Origin of the sequence: Streptomyces sp. Ru62 (assembly GCF_002920615.1) — a bacterium.
Lineage (GTDB): Bacteria > Actinomycetota > Actinomycetes > Streptomycetales > Streptomycetaceae > Streptomyces.
This window is the reverse complement of the sequence record NZ_PQSU01000033.1, coordinates 1-19,391: the sequence shown is the minus strand read 5'-3', so window position 1 is coordinate 19,391 and position 19,391 is coordinate 1. Positions and strand designations below refer to the sequence as shown.

General features: G+C 73.9%; 13 protein-coding genes, 1 tRNA gene and 1 pseudogene. 10 read left to right on the top strand and 5 right to left on the bottom strand.

Features of this window, described 5'->3' with window-relative positions; genetic code table 11:
- Positions 1-14 precede the first annotated feature (14 nt).
- Positions 15-1,418, top strand: coding sequence for an L-seryl-tRNA(Sec) selenium transferase (gene selA, locus C3492_RS34425; protein WP_103816562.1), 1,404 nt, complete (start codon positions 15-17; stop codon positions 1,416-1,418).
- A gap of 587 nt (positions 1,419-2,005) precedes the next feature.
- Positions 2,006-3,742: pseudogene (locus C3492_RS34420) on the top strand (SelB C-terminal domain-containing protein); the annotation flags it as partial.
- 41 nt (positions 3,743-3,783) lie between these two features.
- Here the strand turns inward: C3492_RS34420 and C3492_RS44900 are convergent.
- Positions 3,784-3,876: transfer RNA gene (locus tag C3492_RS44900), tRNA-Sec, on the bottom strand.
- Positions 3,877-3,913: 37 nt separating this feature from the next.
- Between C3492_RS44900 and selD the strand changes: the two genes are divergently transcribed.
- Positions 3,914-4,927: a selenide, water dikinase SelD gene (gene selD / locus C3492_RS34415; RefSeq protein ID WP_103816560.1), complete on the top strand. Its 1,014-nt coding sequence runs from the start codon at positions 3,914-3,916 to the stop codon at positions 4,925-4,927.
- Between the two features lie 79 nt (positions 4,928-5,006).
- Here the strand turns inward: selD and fdh are convergent, their stop codons facing one another.
- Entirely contained in the window at positions 5,007-8,276 is a 3,270-nt protein-coding gene (fdh, locus tag C3492_RS34410; protein WP_258056061.1) for a formate dehydrogenase, read from the bottom strand.
- Positions 8,277-8,548: 272 nt separating this feature from the next.
- Here fdh and C3492_RS34400 point away from each other — a divergent pair, with 272 nt between their 5' ends.
- From C3492_RS34400 to C3492_RS34380, 5 genes are read left to right on the top strand one after another with little or no spacing between them, the layout of a single operon-like run.
- Positions 8,549-9,175, top strand: coding sequence for a cytochrome c oxidase subunit II (locus C3492_RS34400; protein WP_103816557.1), 627 nt, complete (start codon positions 8,549-8,551; stop codon positions 9,173-9,175).
- The gene (locus C3492_RS34395) at positions 9,172-10,827 is read left to right on the top strand and encodes a cbb3-type cytochrome c oxidase subunit I (RefSeq protein ID WP_103816556.1); all 1,656 of its coding nucleotides are present in this window, start codon (positions 9,172-9,174) and stop codon (positions 10,825-10,827) included. Before C3492_RS34400 ends, C3492_RS34395 begins: the two co-directional genes overlap by 4 nt.
- Complete coding sequence (locus C3492_RS34390; RefSeq protein WP_103816555.1) at positions 10,824-11,183, top strand: hypothetical protein; 360 nt, start codon at positions 10,824-10,826, stop codon at positions 11,181-11,183. The genes C3492_RS34395 and C3492_RS34390 overlap by 4 nt, the downstream gene beginning before the upstream one ends.
- Positions 11,184-11,189: 6 nt before the next feature.
- Entirely contained in the window at positions 11,190-11,714 is a 525-nt protein-coding gene (locus C3492_RS46225; protein WP_258056060.1) for a hypothetical protein, read from the top strand.
- On the top strand, positions 11,704-12,417 hold the full coding sequence (locus tag C3492_RS34380; RefSeq protein ID WP_103816554.1) for a haloacid dehalogenase type II: 714 nt from the start codon (positions 11,704-11,706) through the stop codon (positions 12,415-12,417). The genes C3492_RS46225 and C3492_RS34380 overlap by 11 nt, the downstream gene beginning before the upstream one ends.
- A gap of 353 nt (positions 12,418-12,770) precedes the next feature.
- On the opposite strand, the gene nrfD is transcribed toward C3492_RS34380, so the two are convergent.
- Genes nrfD through C3492_RS34365 form a run of 3 tightly spaced genes read right to left on the bottom strand, consistent with a single transcriptional unit; the run spans position 12,771 to position 16,477 of the window.
- Positions 12,771-13,790 (bottom strand): NrfD/PsrC family molybdoenzyme membrane anchor subunit, encoded by a 1,020-nt coding sequence (nrfD, locus tag C3492_RS34375; protein WP_181140698.1) that lies wholly within the window; start codon positions 13,788-13,790, stop codon positions 12,771-12,773.
- Positions 13,787-14,821: a 4Fe-4S dicluster domain-containing protein gene (locus C3492_RS34370; protein ID WP_103816553.1), complete on the bottom strand. Its 1,035-nt coding sequence runs from the start codon at positions 14,819-14,821 to the stop codon at positions 13,787-13,789. The genes nrfD and C3492_RS34370 overlap by 4 nt, the downstream gene beginning before the upstream one ends.
- An 18-nt stretch (positions 14,822-14,839) precedes the next feature.
- A complete protein-coding gene (locus C3492_RS34365; protein ID WP_374938407.1) occupies positions 14,840-16,477 on the bottom strand; it encodes a cytochrome bc complex cytochrome b subunit in 1,638 nt (545 codons plus the stop codon).
- Between the two features lie 187 nt (positions 16,478-16,664).
- Here C3492_RS34365 and C3492_RS34360 point away from each other — a divergent pair, with 187 nt between their 5' ends.
- Positions 16,665-18,383 (top strand): thiamine pyrophosphate-dependent enzyme, encoded by a 1,719-nt coding sequence (locus C3492_RS34360; RefSeq protein ID WP_258056059.1) that lies wholly within the window; start codon positions 16,665-16,667, stop codon positions 18,381-18,383.
- Between the two features lie 227 nt (positions 18,384-18,610).
- Positions 18,611-19,391 (top strand): HAMP domain-containing protein (locus C3492_RS34355; protein WP_181140697.1); only part of this gene is annotated, 781 nt, incomplete at its 3' end.

Genomic DNA, 19,391 nt, shown 5'->3' with positions numbered 1-19,391 from the left:
AGGACAGGGGCGGCATGGAACAGCGGCCGGTACCAGGAAGGACAGCCGAGGACGGCACGCGCGGCGCGCCCGTGACCACGGACCCGCCCCGGCAACGGGGCGCGGCCGACGACACCCGCCGCCGCATCCCGCGCACCGACACCCTCCTGCGCGACCCCCGGCTCGCCGAGGCGGTGGAACGCCTCGGCGCGCACCGGGTGAAGGACGCCGTACGGCAGGCGCAGGAGCGGGCCCGCGCGGGCGGCATCCCGCCGGAACAGGTGCCGCAGGCGGCCCTGGACCTGCTGCCCGGCACCGCGAGCGGCCTGCGCCCGGTGCTCAACGCCACCGGGGTGCTGCTGCACACCAACCTCGGCCGGGCCCCGCTGTCCGCCGCGGCCCGGCGGGCCGTCCAGGAAGCGGCCGGTCCCACGGACGTCGAACTCGACCTGACGACCGGTGTCCGGGCCCGCAGAGGACGCTCCGCGCTCGCCGCCCTGCGCGCCGGGGTGCCGGCCGCCGGCGCCGCGCACGTCGTCAACAACGGCGCCGCCGCGCTCGTCCTCGCCGCCACCGCCCTCGCGGCGGGCAAGGAGATCGTCGTCAGCCGGGGGGAGATGGTGGAGATCGGCGACGGCTTCCGCCTGCCCGACCTGCTCGTCTCCACCGGCGCACGGCTCCGCGAGGTCGGTACGACCAACCGCACGGCCCCCGCCGACTACGCGGCCGTGATCGGGCCGGACACCGGGTTCGTGCTGAAGGTGCACCCGTCCAACTTCCGGATCACCGGCTTCACCCGGTCCGCCGGGGTCGCCGACCTCGCCGGCCTCGGCGTGCCGGTCGTCGTCGACATCGGCTCCGGGCTGCTCGCACCCCACCCGGCCCTGCCCGAGGAGCCCGACGCCGACACCCAGCTGCGCGCCGGCGCCGCGCTCGTCACGGCGAGCGGCGACAAACTGCTCGGCGGACCCCAGTGCGGGCTGCTGCTCGGCCGGGAGGACCTGGTCCGCACCCTCGCCCGGCACCCGCTGGCCCGTGCCCTGCGCGTCGACAAGCTGACCCTGGCCGCGCTGGAGGCCACCCTCACCGGCCCGCCCACCCCGACCGCCCTCGCCCTCACCGCCGACCCGGCCCGGCTCCGGGCCCGCGCCGGCCGGCTCGCCGCCGAGCTGGCCGCCGCCGGGATCGACGTCCGGGCCGTCGAGAGCGCCGCGACAGTCGGCGGCGGGGGCGCTCCCGGCGTCACCCTGCCCAGCGCCGCCCTCTCCCTGCCCGAACCGTACGCCGCCGCGCTGCGCACCGGCCGTGTCCCCGTCGTCGGCCGCCTGGAGACGGGCCGCTGCGTGCTGGACCTGAGGGCAGTGCCCCCGGAGGACGACGACCGGCTGGCCGAGGCCGTACGGTCGGCGCGGCCGGTGGCGGAAGGGCGGGGGGAGTGACGGAGAGAGGCGCGGGGCGGCGCACGGTGTCCGGGGAGCCCCCGGAAGAGCGCGCCGAAGTGGGCGGCCCGGTGCGGGCTCCCCGTGGAAGGGTGGACGGTGTGATGCTGGTCCTCGTGGAAGGGCGGGCATGATGCGCGGTCCGCGGGCAACGACGGGTGACACCCCACGACGGCCCGGTGACGGGGCGGGCGACGTGCCTCCGGGTCCCTGCGGTGCGGTCGGCGGGATGATGCGGTGTCGGCGTGGCGGGGCGGCGGGCGCACCTCCGAGGCCCCGCGGCGGGGTGGGCGGCGCGCCGCCGGGTCCCCGCGGCGCGACGGACGGCAGATCTCCGACGCCCGGTGGTGGAGTGGGCGGCGTGACGCCGTTTCCCGGTGGTGGGGTGGGCGGCGTGATGCCGAGCCCCGGTGGTGGGGTGGGCGGTGTGATGCCGAGCCCCTTTGGTGGAGTGGACGGTGCGGCGCCGAGCCCCCGCGGCAGGGTGGACGGAGCGACGCTGAGCCCCCGTGGCACGGTCGGCGGTGCGATGCCGGCCCCTGCGAAGGGAGGGGCATGATGCCGGTTCCCTGCGAAGAGGAGGCGTGATGCGCGTTCTCGCCACCGCCGGGCATGTCGATCACGGTAAGTCCGCGCTGGTCCGGGCCCTCACCGGGATGGAGCCCGACCGGTACGAGGAGGAGCGGCGCCGGGGGCTCACCCTGGACCTGGGCTTCGTGTGGACCCGGCTCGGCGGGGACCACCTCGCGTTCGTCGACGTACCCGGTCACGAGCGGTTCGTGCCGACCATGCTGGCCGGTGTCGGCCCCGTACCCGCCGTGCTGTTCGTGGTCGCCGCCGACCAGGGCTGGCAGCCCCAGTCGCAGGAGCACCTCGCCATCCTCGACGCGCTCGGCGTCCGGCACGCCGTCCTCGCGGTGACCCGCAGCGACCTCGCCGACCCCGAGCCGGTCCGCGCCGACGCCGCCGAGCGGCTGGCCGGTACCTCCCTCGGCAAGGTGCCCCAGGTCGCGGTCAGCGCGGTCACCGGCGCGGGACTGGACGACCTGCGCGCCGAACTGGCCCGCCTGGCCGCCGAGTTGCCCGCGCCCGACACCGACGCCGACGTACGCCTGTGGCTCGACCGGGCCTTCACCGTCCGGGGCCACGGCACCGTGGTGACCGGCACCCTCGGCGCCGGTACCCTGCGCGTCGGCGACCGGCTGGTCACCCCGGACGGATCGGCCGTCCTGCGGGTGCGCGGGCTGCAGAGCCTCCAGGAGCAGCGGACGGCCGTCGGCGCGGTGGCCCGTGTCGCCGTCAACGTCCACGGTCAGGGGGACACCGCCCTGGGCCGCGGCCAGGTGCTGCTCACCCCGGACCGCTGGCTGAGCACCGAGGTCGCGGACGTACGGGTCACCGGAGAGCCGGTGGCCGAGCTGCCCCGGTGCGTGACCCTGCACATCGGAACGGCTGCCGTACCGGTGACCGTCCGCCCGCTCGGCCCGGACACCGCCCGGCTCACCCTGCGCCGGGGGCTGCCCCTCCGGATCGGCGACCGCGCGGTGCTCCGCGAACCGGGCGGCACCCGCCCGCCCTGCGGCGTCAGCGTCCTCGACGTACGGCCGCCCCGGCTGACCCGGCGCGGCGCCGGGCGGGCCCGCGCGGCCGAGCTGGAGACGATGACCGGCCGTCCGGACGGCGCCGCCGAACTGCGCCGCCGCAAGCTCGTCCGCCGCGCCGACCTGCGGGCGATGGGCGTCCCGGCGCCCACCGAGCCCGTCACCGGGGACTGGCTCGCCGACGCGGCGCACTGGAACCTCCTGAAGGACCGGCTGACCGACCACGTCCTGGAACACGCCCGCGCCCATCCGCTGGACCCCGGCCTGCCCACCGAGGCGGCGCGCCGGCTGCTCGGGCTGCCCGACCGCGCCCTGGTCGACGCCCTGGCGGCGGCACAGCCCCGGCTCCGGGCGGGGCAGGGCCGGCTGTACCCCGCCGACCGTCCCGCGCCCGCCCTGCCCGCGCCCGTCCGCGCCGCCGTCGACGCCCTGCGCCGGGACCTCCTCCACAGCCCGTTCCGCGCCCCCGAGGCCGGGCGGCTCGCCGAACTGGGTCTCGACCGCCGGGCCACGGCCGCCGCGGCGGCCGCGGGAGCCCTGCTCCGGATCACCGACGGGATCGTGCTGCTGCCCGGCGCGGACGCCGACGCCGCCGCCGTCCTGCGCACGCTGCCCCAGCCGTTCACCCTCAGCGAGGCCCGACGCGCGCTCGACACCACCCGCCGGGTGGCCGTACCGCTGCTGGAGTTCCTGGACGCCCGCGGGTACACGGAACGCGTCGACGAACAGCGCCGACGCTGCCGAACGGGGGCGGGGGAGGGGAACGGAGGCGGACGGGAATCGAACCCGCCTGCCCGAGATCCTCGGGCACCTCGGTTTTGAAGACCGGGAGGGCCACCAGGCACCCACACGCCTCCACCGCTCGTCAGGCTACTGCCCCAGGAGACCACCGGTATGACAACGACACCGGCCCATCAGACGCCCGTACGGCTCACCCAGTTCGCCCACGGCGGCGGCTGCGCCTGCAAGATCCCGCCCGGGGAACTGGAGGAGGTGGTCGCGGGGCTGGCCGCCGCGCCGCTCGCCGGCGGCGACACCCCGCTGCTCGTCGGTCTCGCCACCGGCGACGACGCGGCCGTGGTCACGCACGGGGGGACCGCCCTGGTGTGCACGGCCGACTTCTTCACCCCGGTCGTGGACGACCCCTACGACTGGGGCCGGATCGCCGCCGCCAACGCCCTGTCCGACGTGTACGCCATGGGCGGCCGGCCCGTGCTGGCCGTCAACCTGCTCGCCTGGCCGCGCGACCGGCTCCCCTTCGACCTCGCCCGCGAGGTGCTGCGGGGTGGACTGGACATCGCCACCGAGGCGGGCTGCCACGTCGGCGGCGGGCACAGCGTCGACGACCCCGAGCCCAAGTACGGCATGGCCGTCACCGGCATCGCCGATCCGGAGCGGCTGCTGCGCAACGACGCCGGACGGCCCGGGCTGCCGCTGTCGCTGACCAAACCGCTCGGCATCGGTGTCCTCAACAACCGGCACAAGGCCACCGGCGAGCGGTTCGCGCACGCCGTCGCCACGATGGCGGCCCTCAACCGGGAGGCCTCCGAGGCCGCGCTGGCGGCCGGCGTCGAGTGCGCCACCGACGTCACCGGGTTCGGCTTCCTCGGCCATCTGCACAAGCTGGCCCGCGCCTCGGACGTCACGGCCGTGGTCGACACCGCCGCCGTCCCCTACCTGGAGGGCGCCCGGGAGGCCGTACGGGACGGGTACGTCAGCGGGGGCACCCGGCGGAATCTGGAGTGGGTCGCGCCGCACACCGACTTCGGGGACACCGACGCGGACACCCGGCTGCTGCTCGCCGACGCACAGACCTCCGGCGGGCTGCTCGTCGCCGGTGAGGTTCCCGGGGCACCGGTGGTCGGGGAGCTGGTGCCGCGCGGGGCCCACTCCGTCGTGCTCAGGTAGGACACGCACACCACCACCAACACCACCGCACCACTCACACCGCCCAGGTCGCCCACAGCGCTCCGCCCGCTCGCACCCCTCACGGCTCCGTGCCCGTGTGCTCGTCGATGCCCGCCCGGATCCGGTAGGCCCGCACCAGCGCCAGGGCCGCCGGGCCCCGGGGTCGCCGGCCAGGGCGGATGTCGACGGCGAACGCCTTCGTCTCCTGGATGTGCGTGTTCGGGTCGAGGGACAGGTGCAGCAGCTCGTTGGCCGCGTCCCCGGTGGTGTAGCCGTTCGGGCCCCAGTGGTACGGCAGCCCCACCTGGTGCAGTCGGCGGCCGTGCACGGTCAGCGGGGACATCCGGTCGGTGACCAGCACCCGCGCCTCGATCACGCCCCGCGCGCTGACGATCGTCGCCCAGCCGGTGTGCGCCAGGCCCCGCTCGGCGGCCAGCTCGGGGGACACCTCGCAGAAGAACTCCGGCTGGAGTTCCGCGAGGTACGGCTGCCAGCGGGACATGCCGCCCGCCGTGTGGTGCTCGGTGAGCCGGTAGGTGGTGGCCACGTACGGGAACACCCCGGAGCCGGGCTCGTCGCCGCTCGGTTGGTAGCGGTTGTCCGGGTGCGGCGGCAGCAACTGCCGTACCGGATTGCGCTGCTGGTCGTAGAGCAGGTTCGGGAACGGGGAGTCCTGCGGTTCGTAGTGCGCCGGCAGCGGTCCGTCGGTGAGCCCGGACGGCACGTACAGCCAGGCCTTGCCGTCGGCCTGCATGATGAACGGGTCCGTGCCCGACAGGGCCTCCGGCCCGGACGCGTCCTCGGGCGGCTCGTGGTCCGGCGCCTTGTCCTTCTTGAAGTCGGGGACGTCGTGCCCGGTCCACTCGCCCTGCTCGCCCTTGTCCGGGTCCCACCACACCAGCGCCTTGCGCTCGCTCCACGGCCTGCCCTCGGGGTCGGCGGAGGCCCGGTTGTACAGGATCCGCCGGTTGGCCGGCCACGCCCACGCCCACTCGGCCGCCACCCAGTCCTGCTCCCGGCCCGGCTTGCGGCGGGCCGCCTGGTTGACGCCGTCGGCGTACACACCGCAGTAGATCCAGCAGCCGCAGGCCGTCGAGCCGTCGGGCTTCAACTGCTCGTACGAGGAGAGCGGGTTCCCCTCGGCGTCCCGGCCGTTGATCTCGGCGAGGACGGCCTCCGCGTCCGGTTCGGCCTGCCGGCCCTTCGTCGGGTAGTCCCAGGCCAGGTCGAGCACCGGCCGGTCCATCTCGTCGGTGGACCCGGCCAGCTTCCGCCGGATGATCCGCCCGAGGTGGTAGGCGAACCACAGGTCGCTGCGCGTCTCGCCGGGCGGCTCGACCGCCTGGTGGTGCCACTGGAGCAACCGCTGGGTGTTGGTGAAGCTGCCGTCCTTCTCGGTGTGCGCGGCGGCCGGCAGGAAGAACACCTCGGTGCCGATGTCCTCCGTGCGCAGCTCCCCGGTCTCGATCTCCGGGCCGTCCTTCCACCAGGTCGCCGACTCGATCAGGGAGAAGTCCCGGACGACCAGCCAGTCCAGGTTGGCCATGCCGAGCCGCATCAGCTTGGAGTTGGCGTTGCCCACGGCGGGGTTCTCGCCGAGCAGGAAGTAGCCCTTGCAGACGCCGTCCAGCTGGGCCATCGTCGTCTCGTACGTCGAGTGCGAGCCGGTCAGCCGGGGCAGGTAGTCGAAGCAGAAGTCGTTGTCGGAGCTCGCCGCCTCACCCCAGTAGGCCTTGAGCAGGCTCACCAGGTAGGAGCGCATGTTGCCCCAGTAGCCCTTGTGCGCGGCCTCGGCCTCGACGAAGGCGTCCAGGTCCTGGTTCTGGTGGGCGTGCGGCATCGGGATGTAGCCGGGCAGCAGGTTGAACAGGGTCGGAATGTCCGTGGACCCCTGGATGGAGGCGTGCCCGCGCAGCGCGAGGATGCCGCCGCCGGGCCGGCCGATGTTGCCGAGCAGGGTCTGCAGCACGGAGGCCGCCCGGATGTACTGCACGCCCACCGTGTGCTGGGTCCATCCGACCGCGTAGGCGAACGCGGTCGTGCGGTCGCGCCCGGAGTTCTCCGTGATCAGTTCGCACACCTGCCGGAACAGGTCCTGCGGCACCCCGCAGATCCGCTCCACCATCTCCGGGGTGTAGCGGGCGTAGTGCCGCTTCAGCACCTGGAACACGCACCGCGGATGGGTCAGCGTCTCATCGCGCTCGGGCTCGCCCTCGCCGATCACCGCGCCACCGGAGCCGTGCGCCTCACCGCGGGCCGCCTCGGTCACCGAACTGCCGCCGCCGGTGCGCTCGTCGTACTCCTGGTCGCGCTCGCCGGAGGCCGCCTGGACCTCAAAACCCTCGTACTGCCAGCTGTTGTTGTCGTACGAGCGGCTGTCGGCGTCCAGGCCGGAGAAGACGCCGGCCAGGTCCTCGGTGTCCTGGAAGTCCTCCCGCAGGATCACCGGGGCGTTGCTGTACGCCACGATGTAGTCACGGAAGTACTTCTCGTTGCGGAGTACGTAGTTGATGATGCCGCCGAGGAAGGCGATGTCCGTGCCCGCGCGCAGCGGCACGTGCACGTCGGCGAGCGCGCTGGTGCGGGTGAAGCGCGGATCGACGTGGATCAGCTTCGCGCCCCGCGCCTTGGCCTCCATCACCCACTGGAACCCGACCGGATGGCACTCGGCCATGTTCGAGCCCTCGATGACGATGCAGTCCGCGTTCTGCAGGTCCTGCTGGAAGGTGGTCGCGCCGCCGCGTCCGAACGAGGTTCCCAGACTGGGAACGGTGGAGGAGTGTCAAACGCGCGCCTGGTTCTCGATCTGGATCGCTCCGAGCGCGGTGAACAGCTTCTTGAGGAGGTAGTTCTCCTCATTGTCCAGGGTGGCTCCGCCCAGGCTCGCGATGCCCAGGGTGCGCCGGGTGCGGGTCCCGTCGACCTCCCACTGCCAGCCGTCCCGGCGCGCCGCGATGACCCGGTCGGCGATCATGTCCATCGCCGTGTCCAGGTCCAGCCGCTCCCACTCGGTGCCGTGCGGACGCCGGTGGAGGACCTGGTGCTCGCGGGCGTCGCCGGTGGTCAGCTGGAGGCTCGCCGCGCCCTTGGGGCACAGCCGTCCGCGCGAGATCGGGGAGTCCGGGTCGCCCTCGATCTGGGTGACCCTCTCGTCCTGCACGTACACGTTCTGGCCGCAGCCGACCGCGCAGTACGGGCAGATGGACTTCACCACCCGGTCGGCCGAGGCGACCCGGGGTGTGAGCCGTGCGCTGCGCCCGCTCTTCGCGGCGGCGCCGCGGCCGAGCGGGTCCGTGCCGGTGAGCTGGCGGTAGACAGGCCAGGAGTCGATCCAGGTACGCACGCCCATGGCTCCTCCTCCCGCTCGGTCCCTTGATTGTCCCGCGCTGTCCCGACCACGGCATCTTCGGCGGTGATCGGCGACGGGAGTACCCCCGCCCGCCCCGGCCAAACGGACCCGGCAGGTGTGAGTGCCGCGTCCCGGGGGACTCCGCCGCTTGCGGTGTGTCGGCGGACGGACCGGATACGGTGCCCGTAATGTCCGGGTGGTCACGGTCCCGAACGAGTGACGGGAGCGATCGCGATGACGATCAAGGGCAGCGGGGCGACGGTGGTCGCACGGTGAGGCAGCGGCACGTCTTCGGGACGGTGTTCACCCTTGAAGCCGTCATCGCGGGCGGCGTGTTCCTCGTCGTCCTCGCCGTGCTGGCCTGGTCGTTGCTGCGCCGACGGGTCCGGACGGCCGAGCGGCCCGAGCGGCTGCGCGTGGAAGCCTTCTACGTCGGCGCCCTCGCCGCCTTCGCCGTCTTCCTGGTCGCCTGGACGGCCTGGCAGAACCGCGAGGAGCACCCCGCGGCCGTCCCCAAGCCCCTGCGCGTCGACGTCACCGGTTTCCAGTGGTGCTGGGACTTCCGCTATCCGCAGTCCGCGGGCCACCGCCGGGTCACCGGCACCTGCAAGGGAAAGGACATGCCCACCCTCGTCGTCCCGACCGGCCGCAGCGTGCAGCTCCGGCTCACCTCACGGGACGTCATCCACTCCTTCTGGGTGCCCGGCCTGCGCTACAAGATGGACGCCTTCCCCGACCACGTGAACACCTTCACGCTCACCCTGGACCGCGCGGGCCGCTGGCGCGGCCGGTGCGCCGAGTTCTGCGGACAGCGGCACTGGACGATGGACTTCTGGATCAAGGCGGTCCCCCCGAAGGAGTACGACCGCTGGGCACACGGCGGAACGGCGACGGCATGACCCTCGCGCCGGACACCGAATCCCAGCGTGGCGACGCCGGCCGGCCCGTCCCGCCCGGCAGCTGGCTCGGCTGGATCTCCACCACCGACCACAAGCGCATAGGCCTGCTCACCGTCGGCACCTCCCTGGTGCTCCTGCTGGTCGACGGTGTCTTCGCGCTGCTCATGCGCGCCCAGCTGGCACAGCCCGAGGAGACCTTCCTCGCCTCCCACCTGTACAACCAGCTGTTCACCATGCACGGCTCAGGCATGATCTACACGGTCATGACGCCGTTCGCCATCGGCATGGGTGTCTACCTGGTGCCGCTCCAGATCGGCGCCCCCGCCATCGCGCTGCCCCGGCTCACCCTGCTCGGCTACTGGCTGTACGTGCTCGGCGCGCTCACCATGCTGGCCGGCTTCGCCACACCCACCGGGGCGCACGCCGACGGCTGGTTCTCGTACCCGCCCATGGCCGACAGCGTGCACTCGCCGGGCACCGGCCCCGACCTGTGGATCGTGGGCGTCTGCCTGGCCGTGACCGGCAGCATCCTGATGGGCTGGGCGGTGCTGTGGACCGTCCTGCGCCGCCGCACCCGCGGCATGACCATGCTGCGCCTGCCCGTCTTCTGCTGGTCGATGATCGCCACCTGCCTGATGGTGATCGGTTCCTTCCCGGCGCTGCTCGCCGCGATGGTGCTGCTCGGGGTGGGCCGGGCCGACCCGGACGTCTTCGCGTCCAACGTCTGGAACATCGGCTACCAGCACATCTTCTGGTTCTACGGCCATCCGGTCGTGTACGTGATGTTCTTCCCGTACCTGGCGGCCGTCGCCGAGGTGCTGGCGGTGTTCTCCGGCCGCCGCTTCTTCGGCTACCGGGGCACGGCCCTGTCCCTGCTCGTGTTCGCCGCCCTGTCGATGAGCGTGTGGGGACACCACATGTTCGCCACCGGGCAGGCCGCCAACGACTACTACTCCCTGACCTCCATCGCCCTGCTGATCCCCGCCGGTGTCGAGTACTTCGGCATGCTGGGCACGATCCTGGGCGGCCGGCTGCGACTGCGCACCCCCATGCTGTTCGCGCTCGCCTTCATCCCGCAGTTCCTGATCGGCGGCCTCACCGGCATCATGGTCGGCACGCCGGTGATCGACTACCACGTCACCGACAGCTACTTCGTCGTGGCCCACCTGCACTACGTGCTGTTCGCGGGCAGCGCCTTCGGCCTCTTCGCCGCCGTCCACTACTGGTTCCCGAAGGTCACCGGCACCCTGCTGGACGAGCGCATGGGCCGCCTGCACTTCTGGCTGCTGGTCATCGGCACCAACCTCACCTTCCTGCCGATGTTCGCCCTCGGCTACCTCGGCATGCCGCGCCGGGTCGTCACCTACGCGACCTTCGACGGCTTCGGCCTGCTGAACCTGCTCGCCAGCATCGGCGCGGCCTTCCTCGCCGCGGGCATGACGGTGTTCGTCGTCAACGTCCTGTGGACGCTCCGCCGCCGCCACCTGGGCCGCGCGCAGCCGGCCGGCGACGACCCGTGGGAGGGCCACACCCTGGAGTGGGCCACCACCTCGCCGCCACCGCGCCTCAACTTCCCCGCCGACCGCCCGCTGCCGCCCGTCACCAGTTTCGCCCCGCTGCTGGACCGCAGAGCAGGAGGGGGCACCGCGTGAAACGGCACCTGACCGCCGTACTGGTCGCCGGCTGGGGTGCGCTGAACGGCCTGCTCCTCGTCGTGCTGGCGGTCTACCGCGAGAACGTGATGACGTACTGGCTGTGGGGCGGCGTCGTCCTCGTCCTGGAACTGTTCGCCCTCGCCGTCCTCGCGTCCTCCCGCGCGCGGACCGACCAGCACGTCCGCTACCGGGTGCCCGACAGAGGCGCGGGCGGCGTGCTCCCCGGCGCGATCGGCCTGCTGCTGGTCGGGCTCTGCCTGATCTACGGCTACTGGCTGCTCGTCGTGGCCGTGCCGCTGCTGATGCTGTCCGTCGCCCTCGCGGTGCGCGGCACGACGGCGCGGGAGAAGTGAGGCGCCATGCAGCACCAGGCGCACGCGTCCGTGGCGGCGATGACCTGGTCCGCCGTCCTCGTCGCCGCGGTGGTCCCAGTTGCCGTCCGGTGCCTGCGGCACTCCCCGCTCTGGGAGCGGATCAGCGTGCCCGCCGCAGTGGCCCTGCCCCTGCTGGTCCTCACGCACGCCTGGGCCGTCCTCGGCGACGCGGCGGGCATCGCACCGCCCGGCGGAGCGCGGGCCACCGAACCCGTCCTGCTCGCGACCGCGGTCCTGTTCTGGCTGCCGGCCGTCGCGCGCACCCGGCACCGGCTGGACGACCCGGGCCGCTGTGTGTACCTGTTCCTCGCCGCGCCCTTGCTCGACCTCCCGGCGGTCGGCATGGTCGCCGCCGGCCGCACCGCGGCCGGGCTCGCCATGATCGTCGGCATGCTGCCGGTCGGCGTCGCGGCCGCGGCGGTCACCTGGTCGTGGGTGAACCGCGAGGAACGCGAGGCCCTGACCGACCCGGCCGCCCACCTGGAAGGAGGCGACACCGTTGCCCGGTGACGGACGTCCCCGCGTCCTCGTGTTCGACGTCAACGAGACGCTCATCGACCTGTCCCCGCTCGCGGCCCGGATGGCGGAGACCGGGCTGCCGGAGCAGTCGCTCCCGGCCTGGTTCGCCGGTGTGCTGCGGGACGGGATCGCCCTGAGCCTGGCCGGGGGCCACGCCTCCTTCGGTGACGTGGCCCGCGACGTGCTGCGGACGCTCGCGGCCTCGGCGCCGGGGGTGGCCGACCCCGAGGCGGCGGCGGACCACATCCTCGCCGCGCTGCCCCGGCTGCCCCTCCACCCGGACGTCCCCGACGGCGTCCGGGCCCTGCGCGCCGCCGGGTACCGCCTCGTGACCCTGACCAACGGCTCCGCCGGCACCACCCGCGCCGTTGTCGACCGGGAAGGACTGACCGCCTGTTTCGAGACGCACCTCGACGTGGAGGCGGTGGGCCGCTGGAAACCCGCCCGAGAGGCGTACGCCCATGCCGTGGAGGCCGCGGGTGTGCCGGCCGACGAGGTGGTGCTGGTGTCGGTGCACCCCTGGGACATCGACGGCGCGGCCCGGGCCGGCCTCGCCACGGCCTGGCTGCGCCGCTCCCCCCGGCCCTACCCGGCCTCCCAGCTCCCCGCGGCCATCGAGGCGACCAGCCTGCCCGACCTCGCCGGACGGCTCGGTGCCGAGGGGCAGCTGATCGACGCCGAGGACATCGGCTAGGGCTCCCGCGCCGGAGCCCGCGGCGCAGGGCATGAGCGGCGGGGCCCACCCGGCCCAGGGCCGGCGGCAGGGCGGTGGGTTGCCGATGATCATGCCGGGCGGGACGTCGTCGGTCGGGCTCGCTGCGGGATGCCGCTGATCGTCCGGCGGAGCGTTCGGCAGGCCGTTGCGGCGCGGCCGGCTGTCGGTCAGCGGGTCCGGCACCCCACCGGGGGTGCGGTGGCGTCGGGCGGAGCGTTCGGCGGGCCGTTGGCGGCCGGACCCCGTGGCGGATCGGCGGCGCGGCCCCGGTGGGCCGTCGGCGCGTGTGTGCCGGATGCGGGGCCGTGACCGCGCGCCGCACCCGGCACGCCTCAGCCCTCCCGAGCCCGGAGCCTCTCCCGCTGCGGGACGATCGTGTAGCGGGGATCCTCCGCGGAGGCCACCCCGGCGTGGAAGACGCCGAAGCGCAGCGCCGCCGAACCGGTGAGGAGGGCCGCTCCCGCCGCAACGGCAAGTCGGCGGTCCCGCACCCGGGCCGAGAGCAGCGCCAGCGCGGCTCCGCCCGCCGTCAGGGCCTCCGAGGCACGCAGCAGCCGATGCGGCTTTCCCCGCTCGAAGGGCTCCGAGGCCAGCCCCATCCGCCGCTTCATCATCTGGAAGGCGCCCAGTTCCAGCACGGCGCCCAGCGCCGCCATCCGCCGTGCCGGCCCGGCCTGGGCGGTGGGCGCCGCGACCAGGGCGAGGCCGGCGGCCGACGTGGCCGCCGACCCCGCGAACACGAACGGCAGCTGCCGGTAGCCCTCGTGCCAGGACGGCACCGCCGTGTCGGAGAGCAGCACCGCGGTGTACGTCGCCACGGCCGGCCCGAGAACGGCGGCTCCCGCCGTGGCGGCAGTGCCCACCATCCGGTACCTGCCCGCCACCTCGGTCGCCGCCGCCGCCAGCGTCAGCGGCGCGTACCCGCTCAGGATCCAGGAGCCGACGCTCATCGGCGAGGTCGGCTTGAACACCCGGAGCATGTTCAGGAACCGGGCCGGGCGCCCCAGGTCGTGCACCAGTGCCGCCAGCGACAGCGTGATGGCGCCGGCCGAGCCCAGCTTGGCCACCCGGCCGAGTCCCGGCCGACCGGTGGCCCCGGCACCCGCCGCCAGCAGGGAGGAGGCTCCCGCCAGCCCGCCCAGGTACAGATACCCGGCGATGTCCAGCGGCTTCCAGGTCGGCTTGTTGAGGACGGGCCTGCCGTAGTACGACGAGAACTCGGCGTCCGGCACCATCGGCTGCTCGCCCCGACCGCGCCGGCGCCGGCGGCGCCCCGCGTGCACCCCCGTCGGCGCCTCCCGGTCGGGCCGCGCCTGCCGCACACCGTCCCGTGTCACATCGGATTCGCTCATCGCGGCCTCCGTACGAAGCTGCCGGCGGCGAGTGCGATCAGCGAGACGGCGGCCAGCGCCGCGTGCCGCCACATGTCGGGCAGGTCCCGGGTGGTGACCACCGGGTCCGGTGGCAGGCCGTACACCTCCGGCTCGTCCAGCAGCAGGAAGAAGGCGCCGTCGCCGCCGACCCCGTCGTCCGGGCTCTCGCCGTACAGGCGGGCGTCGGTGACGCCGGCCGCGTGCAGCTGCGCCACCCGGGCCTGCGCGCGCTCCCGCAGCTCCTCCAGCGGGCCGAACTGGATCGAGTCCGTCGGGCACGATTTCGCGCAGGCCGGCTCCATGCCGACGCCGAGCCGGTCGTAGCACAGCGTGCACTTCCACACCCGGCCGTCGTCCTTGCGCTGGTCGATCACGCCGTACGGGCAGGCGGGCACGCAGTATCCGCAGCCGTTGCAGATGTCCTCCTGGACGACGACCGTGCCGAACTCGGTGCGGAACAGCGAACCCGTGGGGCACACGTCCAGGCAGGCGGCGTGCGTGCAGTGCTTGCACACGTCGGACGACATCAGCCAGCGCAACTCCGTCCGACCGTCGGGGGAGACGGGCGAGATCTCCCCGGCGGGCGCGCCGCCGGGAGCCCGGTCCGGCGGGGGAGCGGTGGCGCCGGGCCCCGGGGAAGCGGCGTCGGTGCCGAGCCGGGACGCGGCGGCGAAGACGTCGACGGTGTCGTGGTCGCCGGGGTCGTCGTGCGCGACCCCCGGTTCCTGCCCGGCGAGCGGCTTGCGCTGCTCGATGAAGGCCACGTGCCGCCAGGTGTCGGCGCCGAGGCCCTGCGTGTTGTCGTAGGACATGCCGGTCAGCAGGAGCCCGTCCTCCGGGACGGCGTTCCACTCCTTGCACGCCACCTCGCAGGCCTTGCAGCCGATGCACACCGAGGTGTCGGTGAAGAAGCCCATCCGCGGCGGGGCGTCCCGATAACCGGCCGCGCCGGCCACGTCCGGCTGCGGCCCGTACAGGAGGTTCCCGTGGCCCTCAGCGCCGTCGCTCATGCGGTGCCTCCTCGCTCCTCACTCGTCCCCCTGTCCGGTTGCCTCGCCCGGCGCGGCCCGTACGACCTCGATCCGGCGCTTCTCCCAGGCGGTGGCCGGCATCTCCACGCTCTTGCCGAAGTACCAGCGGCTGAGGGCGTTGCGCAGCCGGTGCCGGTGGAACCAGCGCCAGGCCTCCGTGCCCTCGGCGCGCGGCCGGGGTGTGTCCCGCACGAGGATGCGGTAGGCCTCCTCGCGGGACAGCAGCGTGTGCGCCTCCTCGTAGCCGCCGCCGGCCGTGCGCCGCACCTCGCCGGTCGTCCCACCGTCCAGGATCCGCCTGCGGTCGGCGGCCTGCAGCCCCAGGCAGGCCCGCTTGGTGAGGTGGTAGGTCAGGAAGGGCACCACGAACAGCCCGGTCCGCAGCATCCGGGTCAGGAGCTCCACCGGCAGGTTGAACAGGTACGCCAGCACGTCCTGCCCGCCCGCCAGCAGCAGCACCGCGTACCCGGACACGGCGGCCGCGCCCAGGGCGGTCCGCGTGGGCTGGTTGCGCGGCCGGTCGCACAGGTGCTGCTCGGGCCGCGGGCCGGTGAGCCAGCGCTCGAAGAACGGATAGGCGTACAGGACCAGGAAGAGCACCGCCGGCAGCAGCACGCCCGGCAGGAGCACGTCCCACACGATCGTGTGCCCGGCGAAGTCCGTCTCCCAGCCCGGCATCAGCCGCAGCGCGCCCTCCAGATAGCCCACGTACCAGTCGGGCTGGGCGTCCAGCGAGACGTGGTCGGCGCGGTACGGGCCGAAACTCCACTCCGGGTTGATCTGGAACAGCGCCGCCATCGCCGCCAGCACACCCGCCAGGATGAAGAACAGGCCCATGGACTTCGCCGTGTACTGCGGCACCAGGGGCTTGCCGATCGCATTGCGGTTGGTGCGGCCGGGCTTCGCCCACTGGGTGTGCTTGTGGTACACGACGAACGTCAGGTGCGCCGCGACGAGCGCCAGCAGCAGGCCGGGCACCAGCAGGATGTGGGTCACGTAGAGCCGGGGGATGATCTCGTGCCCGGGGAACTGGCCGCCGAAGATGAAGAACGACAGGTACGTGCCGATGACGGGGATCGACAGCACGATGCCCTGCGAGGTGCGCAGACCGGTGCCGGACAGCAGGTCGTCGGGGAGCGAGTAGCCGCAGAACCCCTCCAGCAGGGAGAGCAGGAACAGCGTCACCCCGATGGTCCAGTTCACCTCCCGGGGCCGCCGGAACGCCCCGGTGAAGAAGATCCGCAGCAGGTGGACGCCGATCGCCGCGACGAACACCAGCGCCGCCCAGTGGTGCAGCTGCCGGATCAGCAGTCCCCCGCGCACGTCGAAGCTGATGTGCAGCACCGACGCGTACGCCTCGCTGGTGAGGGTGCCGCGCAACGGCAGGTAGGAGCCGGTGTACGGCCGTTCCGTCATGCCGGGGTGGAAGAAGAACGTCAGCCACACGCCCGTCAGCACCAGCAGGACCAGGCTGTACAGCGCCAGTTCGCCCAGCAGGAACGACCAGTGGTCGGGGAACGCCTTGCGCAGGAACTCCTTGCCGGCGGACGCGACCGGCAGCCGCCGGTCCAGCGCGGTCGCCAACCGCTCGCCCCGCCCCACCCGCCGGGCCGGCCGCTCCTCGGACACCGCCACCGCGTGCTCGCCCTCCGCCCCGTGCTGGAACCCTCACTCCCGGTGCTCTGCTCCGAGCCTGGCACGGGTGCCCCCGCTCCGCTCGCCCGAAACGGTCCGGCCGGCGTGCACGGCCTCGTTTGCGCGGGACGGCGCGCGGCTACCCGGTGGCCGGACGAGTGGGGCGCCGTGCTGCAAGGAGGCCTTCGTGGTGAACGTGTCCGAGCTGGTCGCCGCCCGGCTGCGGCACCTGGGGGTGGACCGGGTGTACGGAACCCCGGGACTCGCGGTGGACCCGCTGATCGGCGCCCTGCGCGGCGCGCCCGCGGCCCCCGGCTTCGTACAGGCGCGCGGCGAGGAGTCGGCCGCGCTCATGGCCTGTGCGCAGGCCAAGCTCACCGGCGGCCTCGGCTGCTGTGCCGCCTCCGGGACGGGGGTGCTGCGGCTGCTGGCCGGACTGTACGACGCGGCGGCCGACCGGGCGCCGGTCCTGGCCCTCGTGGGGGCGGACCCGGCGCCGCGGGGCCCCGGCAGCCGGGCGGTGCGCCATCTGGCGGAGGTCTCCGTGTACTGCGAGGAGGTGTCCGCCCCAGAGCTCGCGGGTGACGCCCTGCGGCGGGCAGCCCTGGCCGCGGTCACCGACCGTGGCGTGGCGAGCCTCGTCGTGCCCCGTGGGGTCCTCGCGGCGGACGTGCCCGGGGAACCTCCCGGCGAGGACGGCTCCGTCACGCCGGCGCCGCAGGCCCGGCAGCCCGCGGCCGACGACGTCCGCCGCGCCGCGGAGGCCCTCTCCGGCGCCGGCAGGCTCGCGATCGTCCTCGGCAACGCCGGCCGGGCGGCCGGCGGAACCGCTTCCCGTGTGGCGCAGCTCCTCGGCGCCGGCGTCGCGACCACGGCCCTGGCCCGGGACGCACTCCCGGACGACCTGCCGTACCTCACCGGCGTGGCGGGTCCGCTCGGCAGCGAGGCGGCCGCGGCGCTGCTGCGGGAGTGCGACACGCTCCTGCTCGTCGGTGCCGAGGATCTGGACCCGGCCCTGCTGCCCGGTCCCCACGGGTGCCGCATCGTCACGGTGGACCGGGAGCCGGGCGACTGCCCCCTCGGCGGCGACGTGGCGGCCGTCCGCGTGAACGGCGATGCCGCGGCCTGTCTGGAAGCGGTGCTCCCGCTGCTGCGCCGGGCCCCTCGGCGCGGCCGGCGCACCCGGGTGGAACGGCTGGTGCGGGACTGGCGGGCCGAAGGAGAGGCCAGGTCGAGCCGCTACTTCGGTACGTCCGTGAACCCGCGGTCGGTCGTCGCGGAGCTGTCCGGGCGGCTGCCCGACCGGTCCGTCGTCGTCACCGACTCGGGAACGGCGCTGGACTGGTGGACGCGCCACCTGAGGTTGCGCGACGGCATGCGCTCACTGTTGTCCGGACAGCTCGGCCTGCCCGGCGCGGCGGTCCCCTACGCCGTCGCCGCCCGGTTCGCCGCCCCCGACCGGCCGGTGATCGCCCTCGTCGGTGACGGTGCCTTCCAGAGCGGCGGCCTCAACGAACTGATCACGGTCCGCCGTCATCTGGACCGGCTGGCAAAGCTGCCGCCGCTGGTGTTCTGCGTCTTCAACAACGGCGACCTGAACCGGCTCACCTGGCAGCGCCGCGCCGCCGACGGCGACCCGCTGGTGCCGCCCTCCGCCGAGGTCCCCGCACTGCCGTACGCCGAGCTGGCCCGCCTGGCCGGGCTGCCCGCCGTCCGCTGCGACCGCCCGCGGTTCGTCGGGTCCGTGTGGGCCGACGTACTCGCCGGGCGCGGGCCGGTGCTGCTGGAGTTCGTGGTGGACGGCGAGACCCCGCCGGACTGGGCGGTGGCCGTGGACGCCGCCCGGAATTCCGGTCGCGGCGGCCCCCGCAATCCCTTGGCGAAACTCCTTCGGGTACCCGGGTGACAGCACCTCACACCTGTTGTCCTGAGTGAAAATCGGCGGCTTCCGGAGGTTGGCCGGTTCCTTTGTCCCCACCCGCGAAGGTGGGTTAGCCTGCGGCGTATTTTTCTCATCATGCAAATCCGTGAACTGCGGAAATGCACACACCACCGGCCGGGCCGCGCTGTGCTCCCGGCCGCGGTTCCGAGCCCTCGCCGCGGGGGCTCTTGGGGAGCGGATCGAGGGTGCGCATGGCCGGCAAGGCGACCGGGACGACCGAGGCTGTCCCGGGTGACCACGAACTGAGAATGCTGCTCGCGGGACTGACCGCGGTGCGCGACGGGGACTTCGGCACCCGGCTGCCGGACGACTCGACCGGGCTCATGGGCGACATCGCCACCGTCTTCAACGGCATGGTCGACCAGCTGTCCGTGTTCACCTCCGAAGTCACCCGGGTGGCCCGCGAGGTGGGCACTGAGGGCACCCTCGGCGGACAGGCCCAGGTGCCGGGCGTCTCCGGCACCTGGGCCGACCTCACCGACTCCGTCAACGCGATGGCGGGCAACCTCACCACGCAGGTGCGCGACATCGCGCAGGTCGCCACCGCCGTGGCCAAGGGCGACCTGTCCCAGAAGATCGACGTGCCCGCACGCGGCGAGATCCTCCAGCTGAAGGAAACCGTCAACACGATGGTGGACCAGCTCTCCGCGTTCGCGGACGAGGTCACCCGGGTGGCCCGCGAGGTGGGCACCGAGGGCCGGCTCGGCGGACAGGCCCAGGTCCCCGGGGTCGCCGGGGTCTGGCGGGACCTGACGGACTCGGTCAATTTCATGGCCGGGAACCTGACGGCGCAGGTGCGCAACGTGGCCCAGGTGACGACCGCGGTGGCGCAGGGTGATCTGTCGCAGAAGATCACGGTGGACGCGCGGGGCGAGATCCTGGAGCTGAAGAGCACCATCAACACGATGGTGGACCAGCTCTCCGCGTTCGCCGACGAGGTGACCCGGGTGGCCCGTGAGGTGGGCACGGAGG